Genomic DNA, 16,105 nt, shown 5'->3' on the forward strand with positions numbered 1-16,105 from the left:
CGACCACCCAAACAGCCAGATCGATGATCTGCTGCCGTGGGCCTATGCCGCAAAGCCCGATCTCAAAGCCGTGGCCTGAAAACACCGCTTACGCTTATTAGGGTGTTGTGCAATTGTGCAAAGCCGCTCGAAACATCTGCGGCTCATCACAAAATTTCAGCGTCGATAACTTGATAGCGCTTGGCCTCCTCCCTATTGCCGAGCCGGGCAAAAGCGCCGCTATCGACTAGGCTGTCCAAGGCGCTGCGGAGAGCACGATCTGCGCCGAACACTGTCTGCTTAAACGCATTGTTTTTGTCAGCTCGTTGCAGCATCCACCAGTACGGGATGATCTTGTCGCGAAGCATTTCGGTGGTGACTCGCTTGTCGCGAGGCGGTTTCTTAGCATCGAAGAAAACTTTCACCCACTCCTTGATAGCTGCTCGGCGCTCGGCGTCACCGCCCTCGCCAAGCGTGCCTTGATCGAAAAGCTTTGCCAGCCCCGCAAGTGACCGCAGAACGCGGGACACAGCCCATTCGATATCGCAGCGCAATACGACAGGCGCGCCACACCGTGGCAGGTCTAGCGCTCGTGTGATCGCGCTGACCAAGGCCATCTTTTTCGTGAGCATTGCTGTTCTGAGGAACACAGCATAGTGGTTTGGCATTTCGCCGCTATCGACGCCCGTGTGAATGTCGTCCTGCGCTAGCTCGATCTTTCTAATGAAATCTGATGCAGATGGTTCGTAAGCGATTAACTTCACCTTTTCCGCTGCCTCTGTCGGCCTGCTGATATATGCCTCATCGATTTCATCGGCGAGGAGAACAGCCAGGTTCAGAATATTGTTTCCGCGCGGACTAAGCTTCCTTACAACATCCCGGTCATCGACGCTTTTTCCAGATGGAGCATCGTGGAACGTGACAAGCGCTCGTGAACCTAAGCCTGTAGACAGGACCTTCAGGTTGTAGGACGTGAGAAAGGCGGCTGGTGTTGTGGACCACAGCAGGCTTCCGCACGCGTTCGGAATAGGGGCATCCTTGCGTTCGCGACTTGCTATTGATGCTGGCGGCTGCTTTGCATCGTGACCAAACGTTGAGGCGTCGAAGAGCTCGTACAAATAGTCACGCAACCGGTTCTGGGTCGGGTCCTTTGGCGCTGCCAGAATTTGAATGTCGGAATTTGCATCCTCACGAGCCCAAAGCATAGTTCCTGTTTTTTGCAGCTGTCCGTGAAATGCCTCAGCCGACGATATCGGGCTAGTGAAAACCTTCGCGGTGGTCATAGGCGTTGCCCGCTCGTTGACACGCGAAATCCAAAATCTGAATGCCTCGCCCTTACCCGATGCAGTTGGAGCGACAAGTATTTCTAACGCAGTGCTAGCTAGGCCGTCGCAAGATTTGAATTTTCTGGAGAACAGCGCGCCGAACGTTGCAACAGTCGCAACTTCGGCAAACAGCCGAAAAGGCTTCTTCATGCCTGCTACGTTGCAATCAATCAGATGCTCAAGTGCATCACTTGCCTTCGAATTTTGATCGGCACCACACAGCAAGTGGCCTATTATCCAATCAATCGTACCTTGCTGACATGATAGCGCTGCAATGGATTCGTCCGATGTTGCTCGCGCGGCGATGGCCTCGGGCGGGAGAGGAGCCTCACGTGCTATTCGCTCAGCGGTGTACATATCGAAGATGCTTTGCACAAAGGCGCGACGCTCGCCGGTCAGATGCTCAGCGTATGGGATGCTCTCGGTGTTGTTCGATCGTGCCTGCTTTAACCAATAATCGAGCATTGAGGTACAGTTCGATTTGCCAAGCCAGCGAGGCGACTGATCATATTTGCTTGAGTTGTAAGCGTTCTTGAAGAATGGGCATTTGCGAATGATGCGATCAATCTGCTCAGGCAGGCCGGTTATTTTATCAAGGTCGCCGATGATTTGAGCGTAAGCCGTCGATCGATCCTGAAGGTCGGAACTGTTCGCCATCATCAAGTAGATTTGTTTGCGCCGCACGATCATGGTCGAGATCACGTCGGCGTCGCTGAGGCGCAGCGATCGGCCAAGTGCTTCGGTTGGCCCGAGAGCAGTCGTTGCCACAGGGGGCGGCAGTTTCCAACTGTCAATGATCGGTTGGCCTTCGGCGACGGACGAGCGAGACCCGATTATGCCATTGCCAGTGATGGCGATGAACTGTGCCGCGTAGATCTCAAGATTGAGCTGATCGATTATCCCGCCTGTGCGCCCATGTGGCAATACACCGCGATAGAATGAATGCAGGCCACCGCCTTGCAATGAGCGCTCGCAGTACGTCGGGTGTGCAGCTTGCAGATGGCTCATGTACTCGGAGCCAAGCGCTACGGCCTCGCGATCGTCGCCGGGGTGATCGTCATGGTCGAGACAAATGATGCCTGTGTTATCGAGAACGAGGCCAATGCCGAACCTAGGATCAGCGTGCATCACCGAAACGACCTGGTCGAATGTCCCCCAGTAGCCGGGGTCGTGTGCGTTGATATTGTCGCCGAGCGGGTGCATCCAACTGACAGGGATTTTCACGAGTTTTCTGCCGCGTACTACAGGCTTCCACAGGATCCACTGTTGGATATCACGCAACTCTTGCGGAATATTTTCAAATGTAGTTGTGATTCCGGGAGTCGGAAGAACAGGCGCATGAATAGACACAGTAATACTCCTTGTGTTCGCGGTTAATACATGCGATATACAAGGGGTTCCAAAATACCTCGCATTCGCTATGCATCCCCCGAATGAAAGTTCGGGGGGTTCATTGCGATCATTGCGGGTTGGATCAACCGCGAGGCTGCAAGAGCTTCGATTCCTTGGCCACGCCATATGCCCTTAGAGGGCGACGCGAGGCCGAGTGCTGAGGATATTACGCTGCGTCCTTCGTGACGGCAACTATCTGAATTCCAAAATAAGTGCAGAGCCTGTCAACGATATCGGAGCGAGGATGTTTGGTGCGTCCGGTCATGATGTGATGAAGGGTCGGCTGCGCTATCCGCAGATCAAACGACAACTGTTGGAGGTTCTCATGCGCTCTCAGCTTCTCGCGTACAGTGCGAGATATTTCAACCATGGTAGTATTTCTTGCAGTCATGGTCTCACCTCATTGGCTGTATTGTGATTGAAATTATTAAATTGAATACGTCGCCATCGATCGGGTCGTCAAATAGAAAATCGTTTCCGTCTATCAATATTCAATGGAGTCAAAAATAATACGTAATTTGCTGCGTATGGAAACAAAATATATTTGGAAGGAAACGTTGTTATCGTTGTCGATAGCGATAAATTCGATATCGTTGCTTCGAATAAATGCAGGAGCAACCGATGTCTGATACCAATGAACTTGAGAACACGGGTGCGTCAGTGCCTATCGATCTCATGATGCTGCTCGATGGCGTGAAGCGCAAAATCAAGGCCATACCTGCGGCTAACTACGAAGATTTAGCGGAGGAAAGTGGCGTGTCCGTGCCGACGCTCTACGCGATCATCGCAGACCGCCGCATGCCTTCTCTCCCGACCTTCCAGAAGCTTTGCGACCACTTCGGCATTACGGTCGATGTGGCGACGCATAAGACGGTTCTGCCGCCTGTCGCAAAGGCCGGCTCAAACAATCGATTAATCTAAGGGTGGGTACGACATGCGAATCCTCAAGCCAACCATGATGACCAAAGAAGCGGCGCTGCTGCTGCACACCCTGGAGATCAAGCAGGCGAAGGCCGTCTGCTTCGACTTGAAGGATTGGGAGACGGTGCCGAAGGGCCTGTGGGCGGAAAGACTGCTGCACCCCGAATACTTCGTTCGGCAGTTTATTCATGACATCTGCCAATCCGAAAGCAGGCTTGATTTGCTCGAAGTCGACAGCATTGTTTTCCGCGCCGGTTCCGTGGTGGAGCTTCTCGACGCAAAGGGCAAAAGACTCAAGCTTCGGCAATTCGATCTGCAATGGATCAATGGCGCGCTGCGCTATCAAGACGTGCCAGTGTATGCGGTTCGTGGCGACGGACTGTCGATCGTACAACACACGCCAGCCATCATAGTGTCTGACGATTTGCGGGGACAGATACTGCGATCAAAGGCCGACTGCGAGGCAGCATTGCAAAACCTCATGGCACCACCATCCGATCCATCGATTGTGTGGCAGCAGTAGTGCGCGGGTAAGCTTCCTTGCAGCTTTCCCACGCTCCCGGCCCCATGTCTGAATCTCCGTGCATGGGGCCGGTCGAAATCCTTCAACGAAATGAGGAACCGAAATGCTTAATCTTGACCAAGGGAAACAGTCGTTGCGTGCCACGGTGGCGACGAACCGCCGATATGTTCGCCTCGCGAACGCTGTCCAGATCGACGCCGAAGACCTTGAAAACTTCGCCGAACTCGGGGGCGAGTTGCCCACCGTGGCACTGCATAAGCTCACGGCTCACTTCTTCGATGGCCGGTACAAATATGATGAGGTCACGGACGAACTCGTGTCCGTTCCAAGTTCAACGGTCATGGGACTCGGTGTCTTCGATGCTCAGACCATTGAAGCGATGAAGCGCACCAAGGACGCCGCCATCAATTTCGTCTCGCCTCCGCCGTTGAGACCGATGACAGCAGCCGAGAACCAGGCGAGGGTACAGCGGGCCATTGCGGACGGTGTGACCGGCATCGCAACCGAGTTGCCGAGAGGGTTCAGAGGCAGCTTTGTCGCCTGAAATGAAAAGCACCTGCGCGGCCACAGGGGCGGTATCGAAGGGGCGCGAGAGCGTCCCTTTTGCATGTCCGAGGTGGGGACATCCGTCAGCCTTCGCCGTAGAAATCGAGGTAGACTTCCCCAACCTTTTCCTGTTCCAGGTTCATGACGGGATGGAAGCCTGTGTCAAGTTGACCGTTCTCGATGCTCGCAGCTAGTGCCCGGAGTATAGCAGCCGTGGCCTTGGCTGCATCGCGTGGAGTTTTGTGGCCTTTTATATCTAGCTCAATATCGCATTTCAGAGCCGCTTCTGTGTCGTCATCGAACTCATCAAATCCGTCCAAGCTCATATTTCCCTCCATTATTTTGCTCAGCGACGCGTGTTTCCGTTCGCGATGCTACATTGTGCGGAACTACCTCGCAAACCGCGTGACGCGCACGTCTGGGCAATCTCGACAATATTCCCCGGGTAAATTAGCGCTCTCGTTGCAGAGGTGCCGGCAAGAAGCTAAACCGTGGGTGGGGCATTGAGGGATAACAAGTGCGAGTTTGGACTAAACGAATTATTGGCGCGGCTGTACTCGGCATCATTGGCTATGGCGCTTACGATTATTATCGAGCGGGTTTTTGGACCCGACCGGAGATGCCAGATGGTGCATTTTCTCTATCCTACAAGAATGGCTTGCGCGGGATATTGGTTGGCGTGCCAAATGAGAAGGAAACGCGCCGATACTTCGGATATCCGCGAGAGGTGCCTTTCTACCTCAAGGACGCTTGGTCTGTCTGCTCTCCGCCTGATGATACTGAAAAGACGAGCGCCGCTGAGTTCATCAAGATACGCAACCAGCCGGGCGAACGATTTGAAGCTATCTGCAGAATCAAGGCCGACAATGACGTAGTCGTTCGCGGCGTGATCACCTCGGTTCCAAGGTTGTAGGCATTTACACCGAAACAGTCGATGAACTGGTTGACGCCAACGCCGCATGGCAAATGGAAGTGTTCTTTAGTCCGAACGACACCAGCGTCATGCTCGGCAGCTAGGCAATCTAGTAAACCGGGTGATAGTTAAAAGGTCCCGACACAAATGAGGACCTTTGAAAATGTTTGTCGTATCCATCTACGCTAACCGGAAGCCGGAGTGCTTTGCAGCAGAGCCGGACGAATGCGTTGACGTGATAACTTCGATGACCGGTATATCGGTCCAGAAGGCTAAGGAGTATTTGACACGGGCGATGCTGGTCAAACGGCTGCGTGTACTTGGCCCGTTTGAGTTAGCGATCGACTATGGCGACGATGACTGTGAGCCAGTTATCATGCTTGAATACGAACCCGGTCAAGGGGGTGACAGAGACGATGACGTCTAGGGTTTACCGGCCATGCAGCTCTTTGAGTTTGTCGTGATGTTCCTCGGCCCTGCGCGATGCCTCGCGTGGGGTCGCTTCCCAATCTTGCTGCGGCATAATCCTTTTGCGTACCCACCGCTCAAAGCCGCCTGACCATTGCCACTTACCTTGCTTGTTATGGGGTGTCGTATCGAGGCGAATGCGGGCCGAAATTGTCCTGCCCGTCGTATCCCACGAAGTTCTGTTTCGCTTCGTCCGGCCACGTCTCGTGCCGTTTGTATTTCGGTTTGTATTCCTCTTGCATAGCACAGAGCTAGTGCGCCGGTTTCGCAGTCTCAACGATTGCTTTTCAATTTGGCTATGCAAAGCTGGCGCGATGTTGCGCTAGGCGTCGAGTAGCGAACCGGGAGGGGTGATGCGCTTATATATCGTTTTGGTGGGGACTCTGCTTCTCGGTGGATGCACAAGCGATGCGTCGTCTGGCAAATGGCGTGAGGTTCAATCGGATACGGCGGCAGGACGGCTTGAGCGAGCGAAGGTTATTTGCAATGGCCGAGCAGGAGAGACGCAGGTACTCGCCGGGCGCTATTGGATTGCAGGCGCTGTTGCCTCTAGCAACACCTTTAAATCGTGTATGGCCGAGCAGGGGTTTGTCCAATAGCCGGGCGCATCGTTAGATTTTATTTTCGTGTGCCAAAGCTAACGCTGGATTGCGCCAAACGTCGCGCCGCGCCACACAAACGTGCGTCAGCGAAAACCGATGTCGAGGAACAAGAGCATGGCAGATAAGAAAAACCCCTTGTCACTAAGCGGTGCGCTACCTTGGGGAGCCTCTGTGGCCGCCGAAGTGCTATCCGGTATTGGCGTGCCCGGTGGAAACCTGTTGGCGAACTATGTTGATGCCTTTCAGCAAAAAAAGCGAAAGGAGGCGACAGACATCCTCATCGAGCAAATCACTGCGGGCAAGCACGGTCCCGTGAACTTTACCGAGGACGATGTAGATCCCTTCATCGCAGCGACATTGCGCTTCGCGCGGGCTGTGGAAATCGGTGCCGCTCACGACAATCTCGTCTTGCTTGCGCAAGTCATAGCGGGGCTCAAACGGCAAAAGGCGCTGACCGTGGACGCATTCATGCGGTGGGCTGGAGTTCTTGAGCAGATGACGCGCGACGAGTTGATGATACTGGGGTTGGCCTATCGAGCACAAAAATTCAACAATGCTGAGTCAAGAGCCGAGAATGCCACTGTCTGGCCTCATGTGATAGGCGCGATGACGAACGCCGGTTACGGTGCGGGCGACATACAGTCGCTCGCGGCCTGCGTAAGCCGGTATGGGTTGCTTACGCCTAGTAATGACTGGAACTCTGCTGGCTATGACCCTACCGGCTGGCTGATGGAATTAGGCGATTTGGCCGACTTGGAGCTTGTCTCAGCGGCAGGCCGTTAGACCAAGCCCTGTTTTCGTGTCCAAAAGCCAACGCCGATCTGTCCAGTGAACGGCAATAGCGTTGATGCGTGCTGCCGCCGCGTCGCCGAAAGCCGCGCCTGGCGTTGCTGCGCCGTCAAGAAAGTTGCCTGCCGCTGTCGAGAAGTTTGAGCCTGCTGTGGTTCCGCTTTCGCCGAGCACGCGAGCACCAGTCGAGAACGTCTCATCGAAGCTCTGTTTTGCTCGATCCATGCGAGGAGCGAAATCGAGCATAAAGTCTAGATTCAGCATTCCACCGGCCTTGCCGCTTGCCGAGTCAACAGCATCCTGAAGCGGGTTCGGAAGCTTGCGCTTCGGCCCAATGCGATCCTCGACATAGCCGGGCGGCAAATGCTGAATCGACCCGATGCCTAGTGTCTGTGACGCAGCGAGGCCAAGCCCACCGGCCTTTACAGCGTTGCCGACGCTGGCAAGGAAGCCGATGCCTGCTGACACAGCGCCCGCGCCCGCACTCGCGCCACCAGCCGCCGTTGCGCCGCCGCTGAACATGCCACCGATGAGTGACACTGCGAGTCGTCAGCGTGACGGTTTTTGATTTCGGCAGATTGTTGATGCTGCGAGCTAGGGTATTGATGGAGCGTTGCGCTTGGCGGACGTTGCCAACATCGAGCTTTATCCCGTTCACCCGCTGAGCATTCGTAAGCGCCCGGTGAGCTCGTCTTGCGAGGTTGAGACGAACATCGGAAGTCCTAGTGCAAACACTAGAGTAGTCTTATGACGAAGCATCCGATTGAAGTGATCACGTCTGTCGAGCGCCGACGGCGCGGGATGCTCAACCGGCCTGACCTGCGTTTAGCTTGATGCTTGCCCTTGACCGCTGTTCCTGAGCACGTAGTTTGAAGGCTCCCCGACGGATCACTGCGGACGGCCGTGTTATCTTGCCTCTGGTGCTAAATGGCGTGGACGGGTGCTCGCACGCGGACTCTCGATCGGAGAAAGTAGCGCCCAGAGGACCGTCCAATAACTTCCCAGTACGTTATTTGCGCAATATGCGCGTGTCGTAGGTACCGCGGCCCACACCGAATGCTTACGAGCATTCTTGATCAGCTTGTTAATCTCAGAGTTCAGCGACTTCCACGAGGCTTTAGCCTGCATGTCGTTAATCGTAAGGGTTGCTTCTTCAACAAAGCTAGCCACGGGTTTTATCCTGCATTGACGGGAAATCTTGCCTGACGTCAGACCGCCGTTCGATGCTTATCGAATGATCTCCATCGTCGCAGCCTCATTGCCGGGGAAGGGCACAACCGAAACCTCGAAAAGGTCGCCTTTGGTGATCAGCATGTACTCAACGCCAGCCGCTGTCTCTTTGTATTCGTATTCCTGCAACAGGAAGCCGACGCTGAAATTGGTACCGCCTATGGCCTTGGCTGCGAGATAGGCGTCCTTCACATAGCCAATCTCGGTATTCATCTGCGCTTCGATCCACAGGCGAGCACCCCTATTTTCAAGCTTGTAGATGACGCCGCCAAGCTGGTTCCAATTGTGGCCGATCAGCAGCTTGATGGATCGCGGACCTACTAGGCCGCGAGCTTTGATGGATGCATCGAACGCGCCTTTGGCAACCACGTGCCTGTAGCTGTCGAGATCGGGTGTCGACGCCCATCCGGCAATGAAACCCTCCTGCGTCTCGCCGGGCGCGAATTTGACGTGGAGCGTCGTTTCCATCATCCGTTTCATGTGGACGTCAGAAAGCGACATGCCGAGATGCATATTCGCGATACGAATCTGGTGACTGGCCTCCGCGAAGTGCGGAAAAAGCTTCTCGTGTGAAACGTCAGCAGGCGCTTCCTTGAGAAACTTGCCGCGTGTGGCTGTGCCATTCCATTCTATAAAGTTCTTGTTGCCCCACAGATCCTCGCACTGCTGCGACAGCGCAACAACCTCAGCGGCATCGGCCAGAGTCTTGCAATGCTTGCCACCAGCGAGGAGCTTCGCAGCACCATCCGGCGTCGCAGCATATTTGATGACCAGGAGCGCGTCATGAGCGGCATTGCGGCTCTCAAACGAACGATTTGCGATGAGTTGCTTTTCAAGCGCTGTGATATTCACGGTCATCTCCGAAGTAGAATCTGGCAAGCGTGACCACTCGCTCAGCATCGGCCATCGATTGGACGAGCTTTCGAGCGATGAGCAGGGCTTTGAATTTTTGGATTGTCATGTGCTCTCTCCTTGTTGGGAGAGGCGAGTGAGTCAGCCTTCGCGGCTACCAGAGCCAGCTGGAAAAACACAAGGGTTACCGGAACCCCTGCCTCAATTCGTAAGCTGTATGCACGCATACAACCTTGAGTGTGTCAATGAGAAAAATGCATGCCACAGGGGTTTGTTCGGCTAAGCCGCCCTAAACCAGCGCCCGATTTTCGTCATGAGGCTGGTTTTGTCACCGTGGATCATTTCATGAATCCGTTGACGTTCATCTGCCGCATAGCGTTCAAGTGACGAGTGGTCACGATGAACCTGTATCCGTCGTCGCAACGATGCCTCTAGCTCCTCGCGTTTGGCGCGGGCTTCGGCCTTGGCAATCAGCCGGTCGGTTATGCGACGCTCTTGGTCAAGCTTTAACTGGTCCCAAGCGGAAATGGTCATTGCTATTTAGCTCCCTTCTTTCTCTTGCCTCTGATGAAAAGGTGCGAGATGTCCCGGACGCCTTGATTGAGGCGAGAGCGAATTAGCATCTCAGGAATATCAAACTCGTCAGCCCACTCGGCAATTGTCATTGTTTCACCGAAGAATGTGATGACGGTTCGCGGCCCGCGCAGGGTGCTGATGACGTCGATCCCATCCGGCCTTTTTGCCGGCGCCCGCATGCTCTACGCTCCTAACTTCGGCGCAAGGGCCATAGTGAGCGCGGGCCTAGTATCCTCGTTCTGACGCCGCTCGTTCTCTACTTCTTTGACCAATTTGATCCGCTCCAGCTTCGTCATAGGCTTGTCCAGCTTGGCCCGGATCGCCTCAAGATCGACAAGTACGGCCTCCCTGTCGATTTTATCGGGATGAATGGCGAGGGGCTTAGGGCTTGCCGTCGCATCAGCCTGTGGCCCAATCGTCGCGTCTGCCACCCTCTCGATAACTGGCGCAAGGATTTCAGGGGCAGGGGGCGCGTCGATAAGCGGCGAAAGGCAGGGCAGTATCGGAGGGAGGCTTGGCAGGTGCGCGAAATCTCGCGCCCATTGGTCAGGATCGGGAGCGGTAACTTGTGACTCCTCGGTCAGGAACTTGCCAGAAGGAATGGTGACGATGCTAAGCGCGGGCTGGTTATGCGTGCCGAGCGGGATCAAAACGCCAGAGGGGCCGCATGACCAGACATTGATGGCGGTTGGCGAACTCGCCTCTTCCTTAATGACGCCTTTGCGCTCCAACTTCTCGCGGCGTTGCAGAATTCGGTCCAGCGTTGCGTCCGTGACCTTCATCGGACAACCTGCTCCGGCGACAAGGGCAAGGCGTCAATTCGTTTGCCCGTCTGGAGCAAATGGGCCAGGTCCTTGTTCTCGCGCTCAAGGAGAGACCGCGCCAGTTCAAGGTCTGCGATCTTCGCGGATTGATCGGCAGCAACGGTTTTCAAGATCATGTCGAGGTCGGTACGGGTAATCGACTGCTTGGCGAAGAGTTGCAGTGCCGCCGCCGCCTGTTCCTCGAGAGGGAGCAATGCCAGTTGTTCTAATGCCTGCTCATCCCCTTTGAAGAACTGGTCATCATCGGCGCGCGCTGCCTTGTCGATATACTCAGCAGCTTCCTTTCTAGTACGATAGTCAGTACAGGATTGCGCGAGTGAGACCAAAGTCTTGCGAGCTTCTTGCACCTGAGTCGGCGAAAACCCACGCAAGGCGCGCTTGACAGATGCTGGCAATGGTGGTGGGGGTGGTATATTATCCATCGTTCGTCAGTCCCGTCGTGGATAGCGGAAACCGCTGTACATGCGCATACGATGGGTGACTTTGCGGGGGTACGCAACAGGGTATTGCAAATCGATGAAAGATTAAGCAATTGAAACTAAACTATAATGAGTGTTCAATTGACAGTTCTTCAAAAATTATGCATCAAGACTAGAATCTTTAATATGACAGGTTCGAGCCTCGATTTGGCCGAAAGCGTTCTTATAACATCGCGACCGAGTCCAACAGGAGTTAATGAATGTTCCGATCAGGTCTTGTCGCTCTGCTTCTCGTTAGCGTTTCCGCCAATGCATGGGCGGCTGCGCCCGCGGTAAGCGCTGCGATCGCGACCGGCCTCGTCGCACATCGCGCGGTCTACGATCTGGAACTGAAGGATGCTTCGGACCGCTCCGGCATCTCCGGCATGTATGGTCGCATGGTCTATGAGTTCGACGGCAGCTATTGCCAGGGCTTCACCACCAACTTCCGCTTCGTGACGCAGATCGACACCGGCGACAGTGTGCGCGTCAGCGACCAGCAGACGAAGACCTTCGAGAATCTCAAGGACGGCAAATTCACCTTCGACACCAAATCCTTCACCGACGAACAGCTCGACAAGGAGGTCAACGGTGCGGCTCAGGATCAGCCGGATGGCGTCAAGGTCGCGCTCAAGCAGCCGTCGAGCCGTGAACTGCAGCTTGCCGAAAGCCGGTTCCCGACCGAGCATATGCTCGACGTGATCCAGCACGCCAAGGACGGCAAGCGCTTCTTCGAGGCCCGCGTCTTCGACGGCTCCGACGACGGCGACAAGTCGCTGGTGACGACGACGATCGTCGGCAAGCAGGAGACGCCGGTTGCCGAGGAGGCCGATGCCGGCAATGCCGGCGCTTTCTCCAAGACGGCCTTCTGGCCGGTGACGATCGCCTATTTCAACGAGAATGCAAAATCAGATGCCTTGCCGGTCTACCGCATGTCCTTCAAGCTCTATGAGAACGGCATCACCCGCGACCTGACGATGGATTACGGCGATTTCGTTCTGACCGGAAAGCTCGCCAAGCTCGAGTTGCTCGACCGCAAGGCCGAGGCCTGCAAGTAGGAAAGCTGCGACCCGCGCTTCGATGACTGGGCGCGGCATTCGCCAGCCAACCATTCAGCTCTTCGTTATCCCATATCATGGGCTGCCAGGCGAATTCCCGGATTTTTCAGCGTAAGCCTTGCTTTTGCGCCAAATCGAATGTATGGGCACCGCATTCCACACGTAAGGCATGGGATTGTCCGGGAGAAATCCGGATCGTTCCGCCCGGTGGCATCTTCGAAGAGGATGCTGTTCGCCTTGCGGAGGTTCAACCGGAAAAGGATACACAGGCATGGCATTGCCCGATTTCTCTATGCGCCAGCTTCTCGAAGCAGGCGTCCACTTCGGCCACCAGACGCACCGCTGGAACCCGAAGATGAAGCCGTATATCTTCGGCGATCGTAACAACATCCACATCATCGACCTGGCTCAGACCGTTCCGATGCTGTCGCGCGCCTTGCAGGTCGTCAGCGACACCGTTGCTCGCGGCGGCCGCGTTCTCTTCGTCGGCACCAAGCGCCAGGCGTCCGAGATCATCGCCGACAGCGCCAAGCGTTCGGCCCAGTACTACGTCAACTCGCGCTGGCTCGGCGGCATGATGACGAACTGGAAGACGATCTCCAACTCGATCCAGCGCCTGCGCAAGCTCGATGAGATTCTCAACGGCGAAGCCCAGGGCTTCACCAAGAAGGAACGCCTGAACCTCGAGCGCGAGCGCGAAAAGCTCGACAAGGCTCTCGGCGGTATCCGCGATATGGGCGGCACGCCGGATCTGATGTTCATCATCGACACCAACAAGGAAAAGATCGCGATCGACGAAGCCAAGCGCCTCGGCATCCCGGTCGTCGCCATCATCGATTCGAACTGCGATCCGGACCTGATCGACTATCCGATCCCGGGCAACGACGACGCATCGCGCGCCATCGCTCTGTACTGCGAGTTGATCTCCCGCGCTGCCATCGACGGCATCGCTCGTCAGCAGGGCTCTTCCGGCCGCGATCTCGGCGCGTCCTCCGAGCTTCCGGTCGAGCCGGCTCTCGAGGAAGCAGCCGAAGGCTGATGAAAGCAGGCGGAGCGAACCTCCGCCAAAGCTTGCATGACTGGAAAGGCCGCTCGCGACTCATCGAAGTTCGGCGGCCTTGCCTGTTTCAGGGCGAGGGCACCAGGCTCTTTGCCAGATAAGTTTCGTTATGGCGCGTCTTCATCACGCTGTCATACACACAGGTACATTTCGTGCCTCAATCCGGTGCCGCGCCGCGCTTTGCGGCCCACCGTATGAACCGACAAGAGGAAGCTAATGAGCGAGATTACGGCTGCAATGGTGAAGGAACTGCGCGAAAAGACCGGCGCAGGCATGATGGACTGCAAGAAGGCTCTTGCTGAGACCGGCGGCGACATGGAAGCAGCGATCGACTGGCTGCGCGCCAAGGGCATCGCCAAGGCTGACAAGAAGTCGGGCCGCACTGCCGCCGAAGGCCTCATCGGCGTTTCGAGCCAGGGCACCAAGGCCGTTGTCGTCGAAGTCAATTCCGAAACCGACTTCGTCGCCCGTAACGATGCCTTCCAGGATCTCGTCCGCGGCATCGCCAAGGTCGCCGTCTCCACAAACGGCACCGTCGACGCCGTTGCGGCTGCGACCTACCCGGCATCCGGCAAGTCCGTTTCCGACACGATCAAGGACGCGATCGCAACGATCGGCGAGAACATGAACCTGCGCCGCTCGGTCGCGCTCTCCGTCGAGGACGGCGTCGTCGCCACCTATATCCACAATGCTGTTTCCGACGGCCTCGGCAAGCTCGGCGTTCTCGTCGCGCTGAAGTCGACGGGCGATAAGGAAGCCCTGAACGCGATCGGCCGCCAGGTCGCCATGCATATCGCCGCGACTGCACCGCTGGCGATCCGCCCTGAGGAAGTCGATGCCGCCGTCGCCGAGCGCGAGCGCAACGTCTTCATCGAGCAGTCGCGCGCTTCCGGCAAGCCTGACAACATCATCGAGAAGATGGTCGACGGCCGCATGCGCAAGTTCTTCGAGGAAGTCGCTCTTCTCTCGCAGGCTTTCGTCATCAATCCGGATCTGACCGTCGCAGCCGCCGTCAAGGAAGCTGAAAAGGCCGTCGGCGCCCCGATCGAAGTCGCCGGCATGGCTCGCCTTCTGCTCGGCGAAGGCGTCGAGAAGGAAGAGACCGATTTCGCAGCCGAAGTCGCGGCTGCCGTCAAGGGTTGATCTTCCAGCCATAATTCTGAAAACACGAAGGGCATCGCGTGACAACGCGGTGCCCTTCGTGTATCGGGCATTCACGGCAATTTACGAGGAGCCAAGATGTCTTTAGAGCCTGTCTATAAACGCGTTCTACTCAAGGCTTCCGGCGAAGCGCTCATGGGTAGCCAGGGTTTCGGGATCGATGTTGCGGTGGCGGACCGCATTGCATCCGATATCGCCGCGGCAAGGCATATGGGCGTGGAAGTCGGCGTCGTCGTGGGTGGCGGCAATATCTTCCGCGGTGTCGCGGTGGCGTCCAAGGGCGGCGACCGGGTTACCGGTGACCACATGGGGATGCTCGGCACCATCATCAATGCGCTGGCGCTGGCGACCTCGCTGCGCAAGCTGAACATCGATACGGTGGTGCTTTCGGCCATCTCCATGCCTGAGATCTGCGAGAGCTTTTCGCAGCGCGCGACCCTCTATCACTTGTCGATGGGACGTGTGGTGATCTTTGCCGGCGGCACCGGCAACCCTTTCTTCACCACCGATTCGGCCGCGGCACTCCGCGCCGCCGAAATGGGCGCCGAAGCGATCTTCAAGGGCACGCAGGTGGACGGCATCTACACCGCCGACCCGAAGAAATACCCCGATGCGACCCGCCTCGACCGCCTGACGCATCAGGAAGTGCTGGACAGGGGGCTTGCGGTGATGGACGTTGCCGCCGTGGCGCTCGCCAGGGAGAATTCCATTCCGATCATCGTCTTCTCGATTCACGAGAAAGGCGGTTTTACTGAAATCCTGACGGGCGGTGGCCTTAAGACCATCGTCTCCGACAACTGATATAGGCTGCGGCGCTTTATCTGGCGCAGCCATCGTGACGCGCTTTATACGGGAGCACCGACATGAGTGAAGGTATCGACATCAAGGAACTGAAGCGCCGCATGGACGGCGCGGTTTCCGCATTCAAGAGCGACATCGCATCGCTGCGCACCGGCCGTGCTTCGGCCAACATCCTCGATCCGGTCACGATCGAGGCTTATGGTTCGCGCATGCCGCTGAACCAGGTCGCCAACATCACCGTGCCCGAGGCGCGCATGCTGTCGGTTTCCGTCTGGGATAAGTCGATGGTCAGCGCCGTCGAGCGCGGTATCCGCGAATCCAATCTCGGCCTCAACCCGATCGTCGACGGCCAGAGCCTGCGTATTCCGCTGCCGGAATTGAACGAGGAGCGCCGCAAGTCGCTCGTCAAGGTGGCTCATGATTATGCCGAAAAGAGCAAGGTCGCGATTCGCCATGTTCGCCGCGACGGCATGGACGGCCTCAAGAAGGCCGAAAAGGATAGCGTAATCGGCCAGGACGAGGGCAGGGCGCAGTCGGAACGCGTACAGAAGATGACGGACGAGACGATTTCCGAAATCGACCGCTTGCTTGGCGAGAAGGAAAAGGAAATCATGCAGGTCTAGTGGA

General features: G+C 56.4%; 20 protein-coding genes. 11 read left to right on the top strand and 9 right to left on the bottom strand.

Annotation, left to right across the window (positions count from 1 at the left end; all coding sequences use genetic code 11):
* Positions 1-146: 146 nt before the first annotated feature.
* A complete protein-coding gene (locus BBJ66_RS21775; RefSeq protein ID WP_128146161.1) occupies positions 147-2,654 on the bottom strand; it encodes a hypothetical protein in 2,508 nt (835 codons plus the stop codon).
* Positions 2,655-3,317: 663 nt separating this feature from the next.
* On the opposite strand from BBJ66_RS21775, the gene BBJ66_RS21785 reads away from it, so the two are divergent.
* From BBJ66_RS21785 to BBJ66_RS21795, 3 genes are all read left to right on the top strand, one after another.
* Positions 3,318-3,617, top strand: coding sequence for a helix-turn-helix domain-containing protein (locus BBJ66_RS21785; RefSeq protein WP_071089757.1), 300 nt, complete (start codon positions 3,318-3,320; stop codon positions 3,615-3,617).
* A 13-nt stretch (positions 3,618-3,630) separates the two neighbouring features.
* Positions 3,631-4,140: a hypothetical protein gene (locus BBJ66_RS21790; RefSeq protein ID WP_071089762.1), complete on the top strand. Its 510-nt coding sequence runs from the start codon at positions 3,631-3,633 to the stop codon at positions 4,138-4,140.
* Between the two features lie 103 nt (positions 4,141-4,243).
* Positions 4,244-4,684, top strand: a complete 441-nt coding sequence (locus BBJ66_RS21795) for a hypothetical protein (protein ID WP_071089768.1) — start codon at positions 4,244-4,246, stop codon at positions 4,682-4,684.
* 85 nt (positions 4,685-4,769) lie between these two features.
* On the opposite strand, the gene BBJ66_RS21800 is transcribed toward BBJ66_RS21795, so the two are convergent.
* On the bottom strand, positions 4,770-5,012 hold the full coding sequence (locus tag BBJ66_RS21800) for a hypothetical protein (protein WP_128146160.1): 243 nt from the start codon (positions 5,010-5,012) through the stop codon (positions 4,770-4,772).
* A gap of 191 nt (positions 5,013-5,203) precedes the next feature.
* Between BBJ66_RS21800 and BBJ66_RS34620 the strand changes: the two genes are divergently transcribed.
* From BBJ66_RS34620 to BBJ66_RS21815, 3 genes are all read left to right on the top strand, one after another.
* Positions 5,204-5,599: a hypothetical protein gene (locus tag BBJ66_RS34620; protein WP_128146159.1), complete on the top strand. Its 396-nt coding sequence runs from the start codon at positions 5,204-5,206 to the stop codon at positions 5,597-5,599.
* A gap of 163 nt (positions 5,600-5,762) precedes the next feature.
* Positions 5,763-6,026, top strand: a complete 264-nt coding sequence (locus tag BBJ66_RS21810) for a hypothetical protein (protein WP_071089777.1) — start codon at positions 5,763-5,765, stop codon at positions 6,024-6,026.
* 757 nt (positions 6,027-6,783) lie between these two features.
* Positions 6,784-7,452 carry a hypothetical protein gene (locus BBJ66_RS21815; RefSeq protein WP_071089780.1) on the top strand — a complete coding sequence of 223 codons (669 nt, stop codon included), beginning with the start codon at positions 6,784-6,786 and terminating at the stop codon, positions 7,450-7,452.
* Here BBJ66_RS21815 and BBJ66_RS21820 read toward each other — a convergent pair.
* The 7 genes from BBJ66_RS21820 to BBJ66_RS21845 all read right to left on the bottom strand — a co-directional run bounded on the left by BBJ66_RS21820 (position 7,435) and on the right by BBJ66_RS21845 (position 11,362).
* Positions 7,435-7,998: a hypothetical protein gene (locus BBJ66_RS21820; protein WP_071089783.1), complete on the bottom strand. Its 564-nt coding sequence runs from the start codon at positions 7,996-7,998 to the stop codon at positions 7,435-7,437. The genes BBJ66_RS21815 and BBJ66_RS21820 overlap by 18 nt on opposite strands.
* Before the next feature lie 687 nt (positions 7,999-8,685).
* Entirely contained in the window at positions 8,686-9,540 is an 855-nt protein-coding gene (locus BBJ66_RS21825) for an HK97 family phage prohead protease (RefSeq protein ID WP_071089787.1), read from the bottom strand.
* Positions 9,521-9,649, bottom strand: a complete 129-nt coding sequence (locus tag BBJ66_RS35670) for a hypothetical protein (RefSeq protein ID WP_274534089.1) — start codon at positions 9,647-9,649, stop codon at positions 9,521-9,523. Before BBJ66_RS35670 ends, BBJ66_RS21825 begins: the two co-directional genes overlap by 20 nt.
* Positions 9,650-9,819: 170 nt before the next feature.
* Positions 9,820-10,074, bottom strand: coding sequence for a hypothetical protein (locus BBJ66_RS21830; protein ID WP_071089790.1), 255 nt, complete (start codon positions 10,072-10,074; stop codon positions 9,820-9,822).
* 2 nt (positions 10,075-10,076) lie between these two features.
* On the bottom strand, positions 10,077-10,295 hold the full coding sequence (locus BBJ66_RS21835; RefSeq protein ID WP_071089791.1) for a hypothetical protein: 219 nt from the start codon (positions 10,293-10,295) through the stop codon (positions 10,077-10,079).
* A 3-nt stretch (positions 10,296-10,298) separates the two neighbouring features.
* On the bottom strand, positions 10,299-10,898 hold the full coding sequence (locus tag BBJ66_RS21840; RefSeq protein ID WP_071089793.1) for a hypothetical protein: 600 nt from the start codon (positions 10,896-10,898) through the stop codon (positions 10,299-10,301).
* Entirely contained in the window at positions 10,895-11,362 is a 468-nt protein-coding gene (locus BBJ66_RS21845) for a hypothetical protein (RefSeq protein ID WP_128146158.1), read from the bottom strand. The genes BBJ66_RS21840 and BBJ66_RS21845 overlap by 4 nt, the downstream gene beginning before the upstream one ends.
* Before the next feature lie 257 nt (positions 11,363-11,619).
* Here BBJ66_RS21845 and BBJ66_RS21850 point away from each other — a divergent pair, with 257 nt between their 5' ends.
* From BBJ66_RS21850 to frr, 5 genes are all read left to right on the top strand, one after another.
* Positions 11,620-12,456 carry a cell envelope integrity EipB family protein gene (locus BBJ66_RS21850; protein ID WP_049735219.1) on the top strand — a complete coding sequence of 279 codons (837 nt, stop codon included), beginning with the start codon at positions 11,620-11,622 and terminating at the stop codon, positions 12,454-12,456.
* A 271-nt stretch (positions 12,457-12,727) separates the two neighbouring features.
* Positions 12,728-13,495, top strand: coding sequence for a 30S ribosomal protein S2 (rpsB, locus tag BBJ66_RS21855; RefSeq protein WP_003559062.1), 768 nt, complete (start codon positions 12,728-12,730; stop codon positions 13,493-13,495).
* A gap of 237 nt (positions 13,496-13,732) precedes the next feature.
* Entirely contained in the window at positions 13,733-14,659 is a 927-nt protein-coding gene (gene tsf, locus BBJ66_RS21860; protein WP_003586678.1) for a translation elongation factor Ts, read from the top strand.
* 96 nt (positions 14,660-14,755) lie between these two features.
* Positions 14,756-15,478: a UMP kinase gene (gene pyrH, locus BBJ66_RS21865; protein ID WP_049735218.1), complete on the top strand. Its 723-nt coding sequence runs from the start codon at positions 14,756-14,758 to the stop codon at positions 15,476-15,478.
* A gap of 62 nt (positions 15,479-15,540) precedes the next feature.
* Positions 15,541-16,101 carry a ribosome recycling factor gene (frr, locus tag BBJ66_RS21870; RefSeq protein ID WP_049735217.1) on the top strand — a complete coding sequence of 187 codons (561 nt, stop codon included), beginning with the start codon at positions 15,541-15,543 and terminating at the stop codon, positions 16,099-16,101.
* Positions 16,102-16,105: the final 4 nt, after the last annotated feature.

The organism is Rhizobium sp. RSm-3 (assembly GCF_001854685.1).
GTDB classification, from domain to species: Bacteria; Pseudomonadota; Alphaproteobacteria; order Rhizobiales; family Rhizobiaceae; genus Rhizobium; species Rhizobium ecuadorense.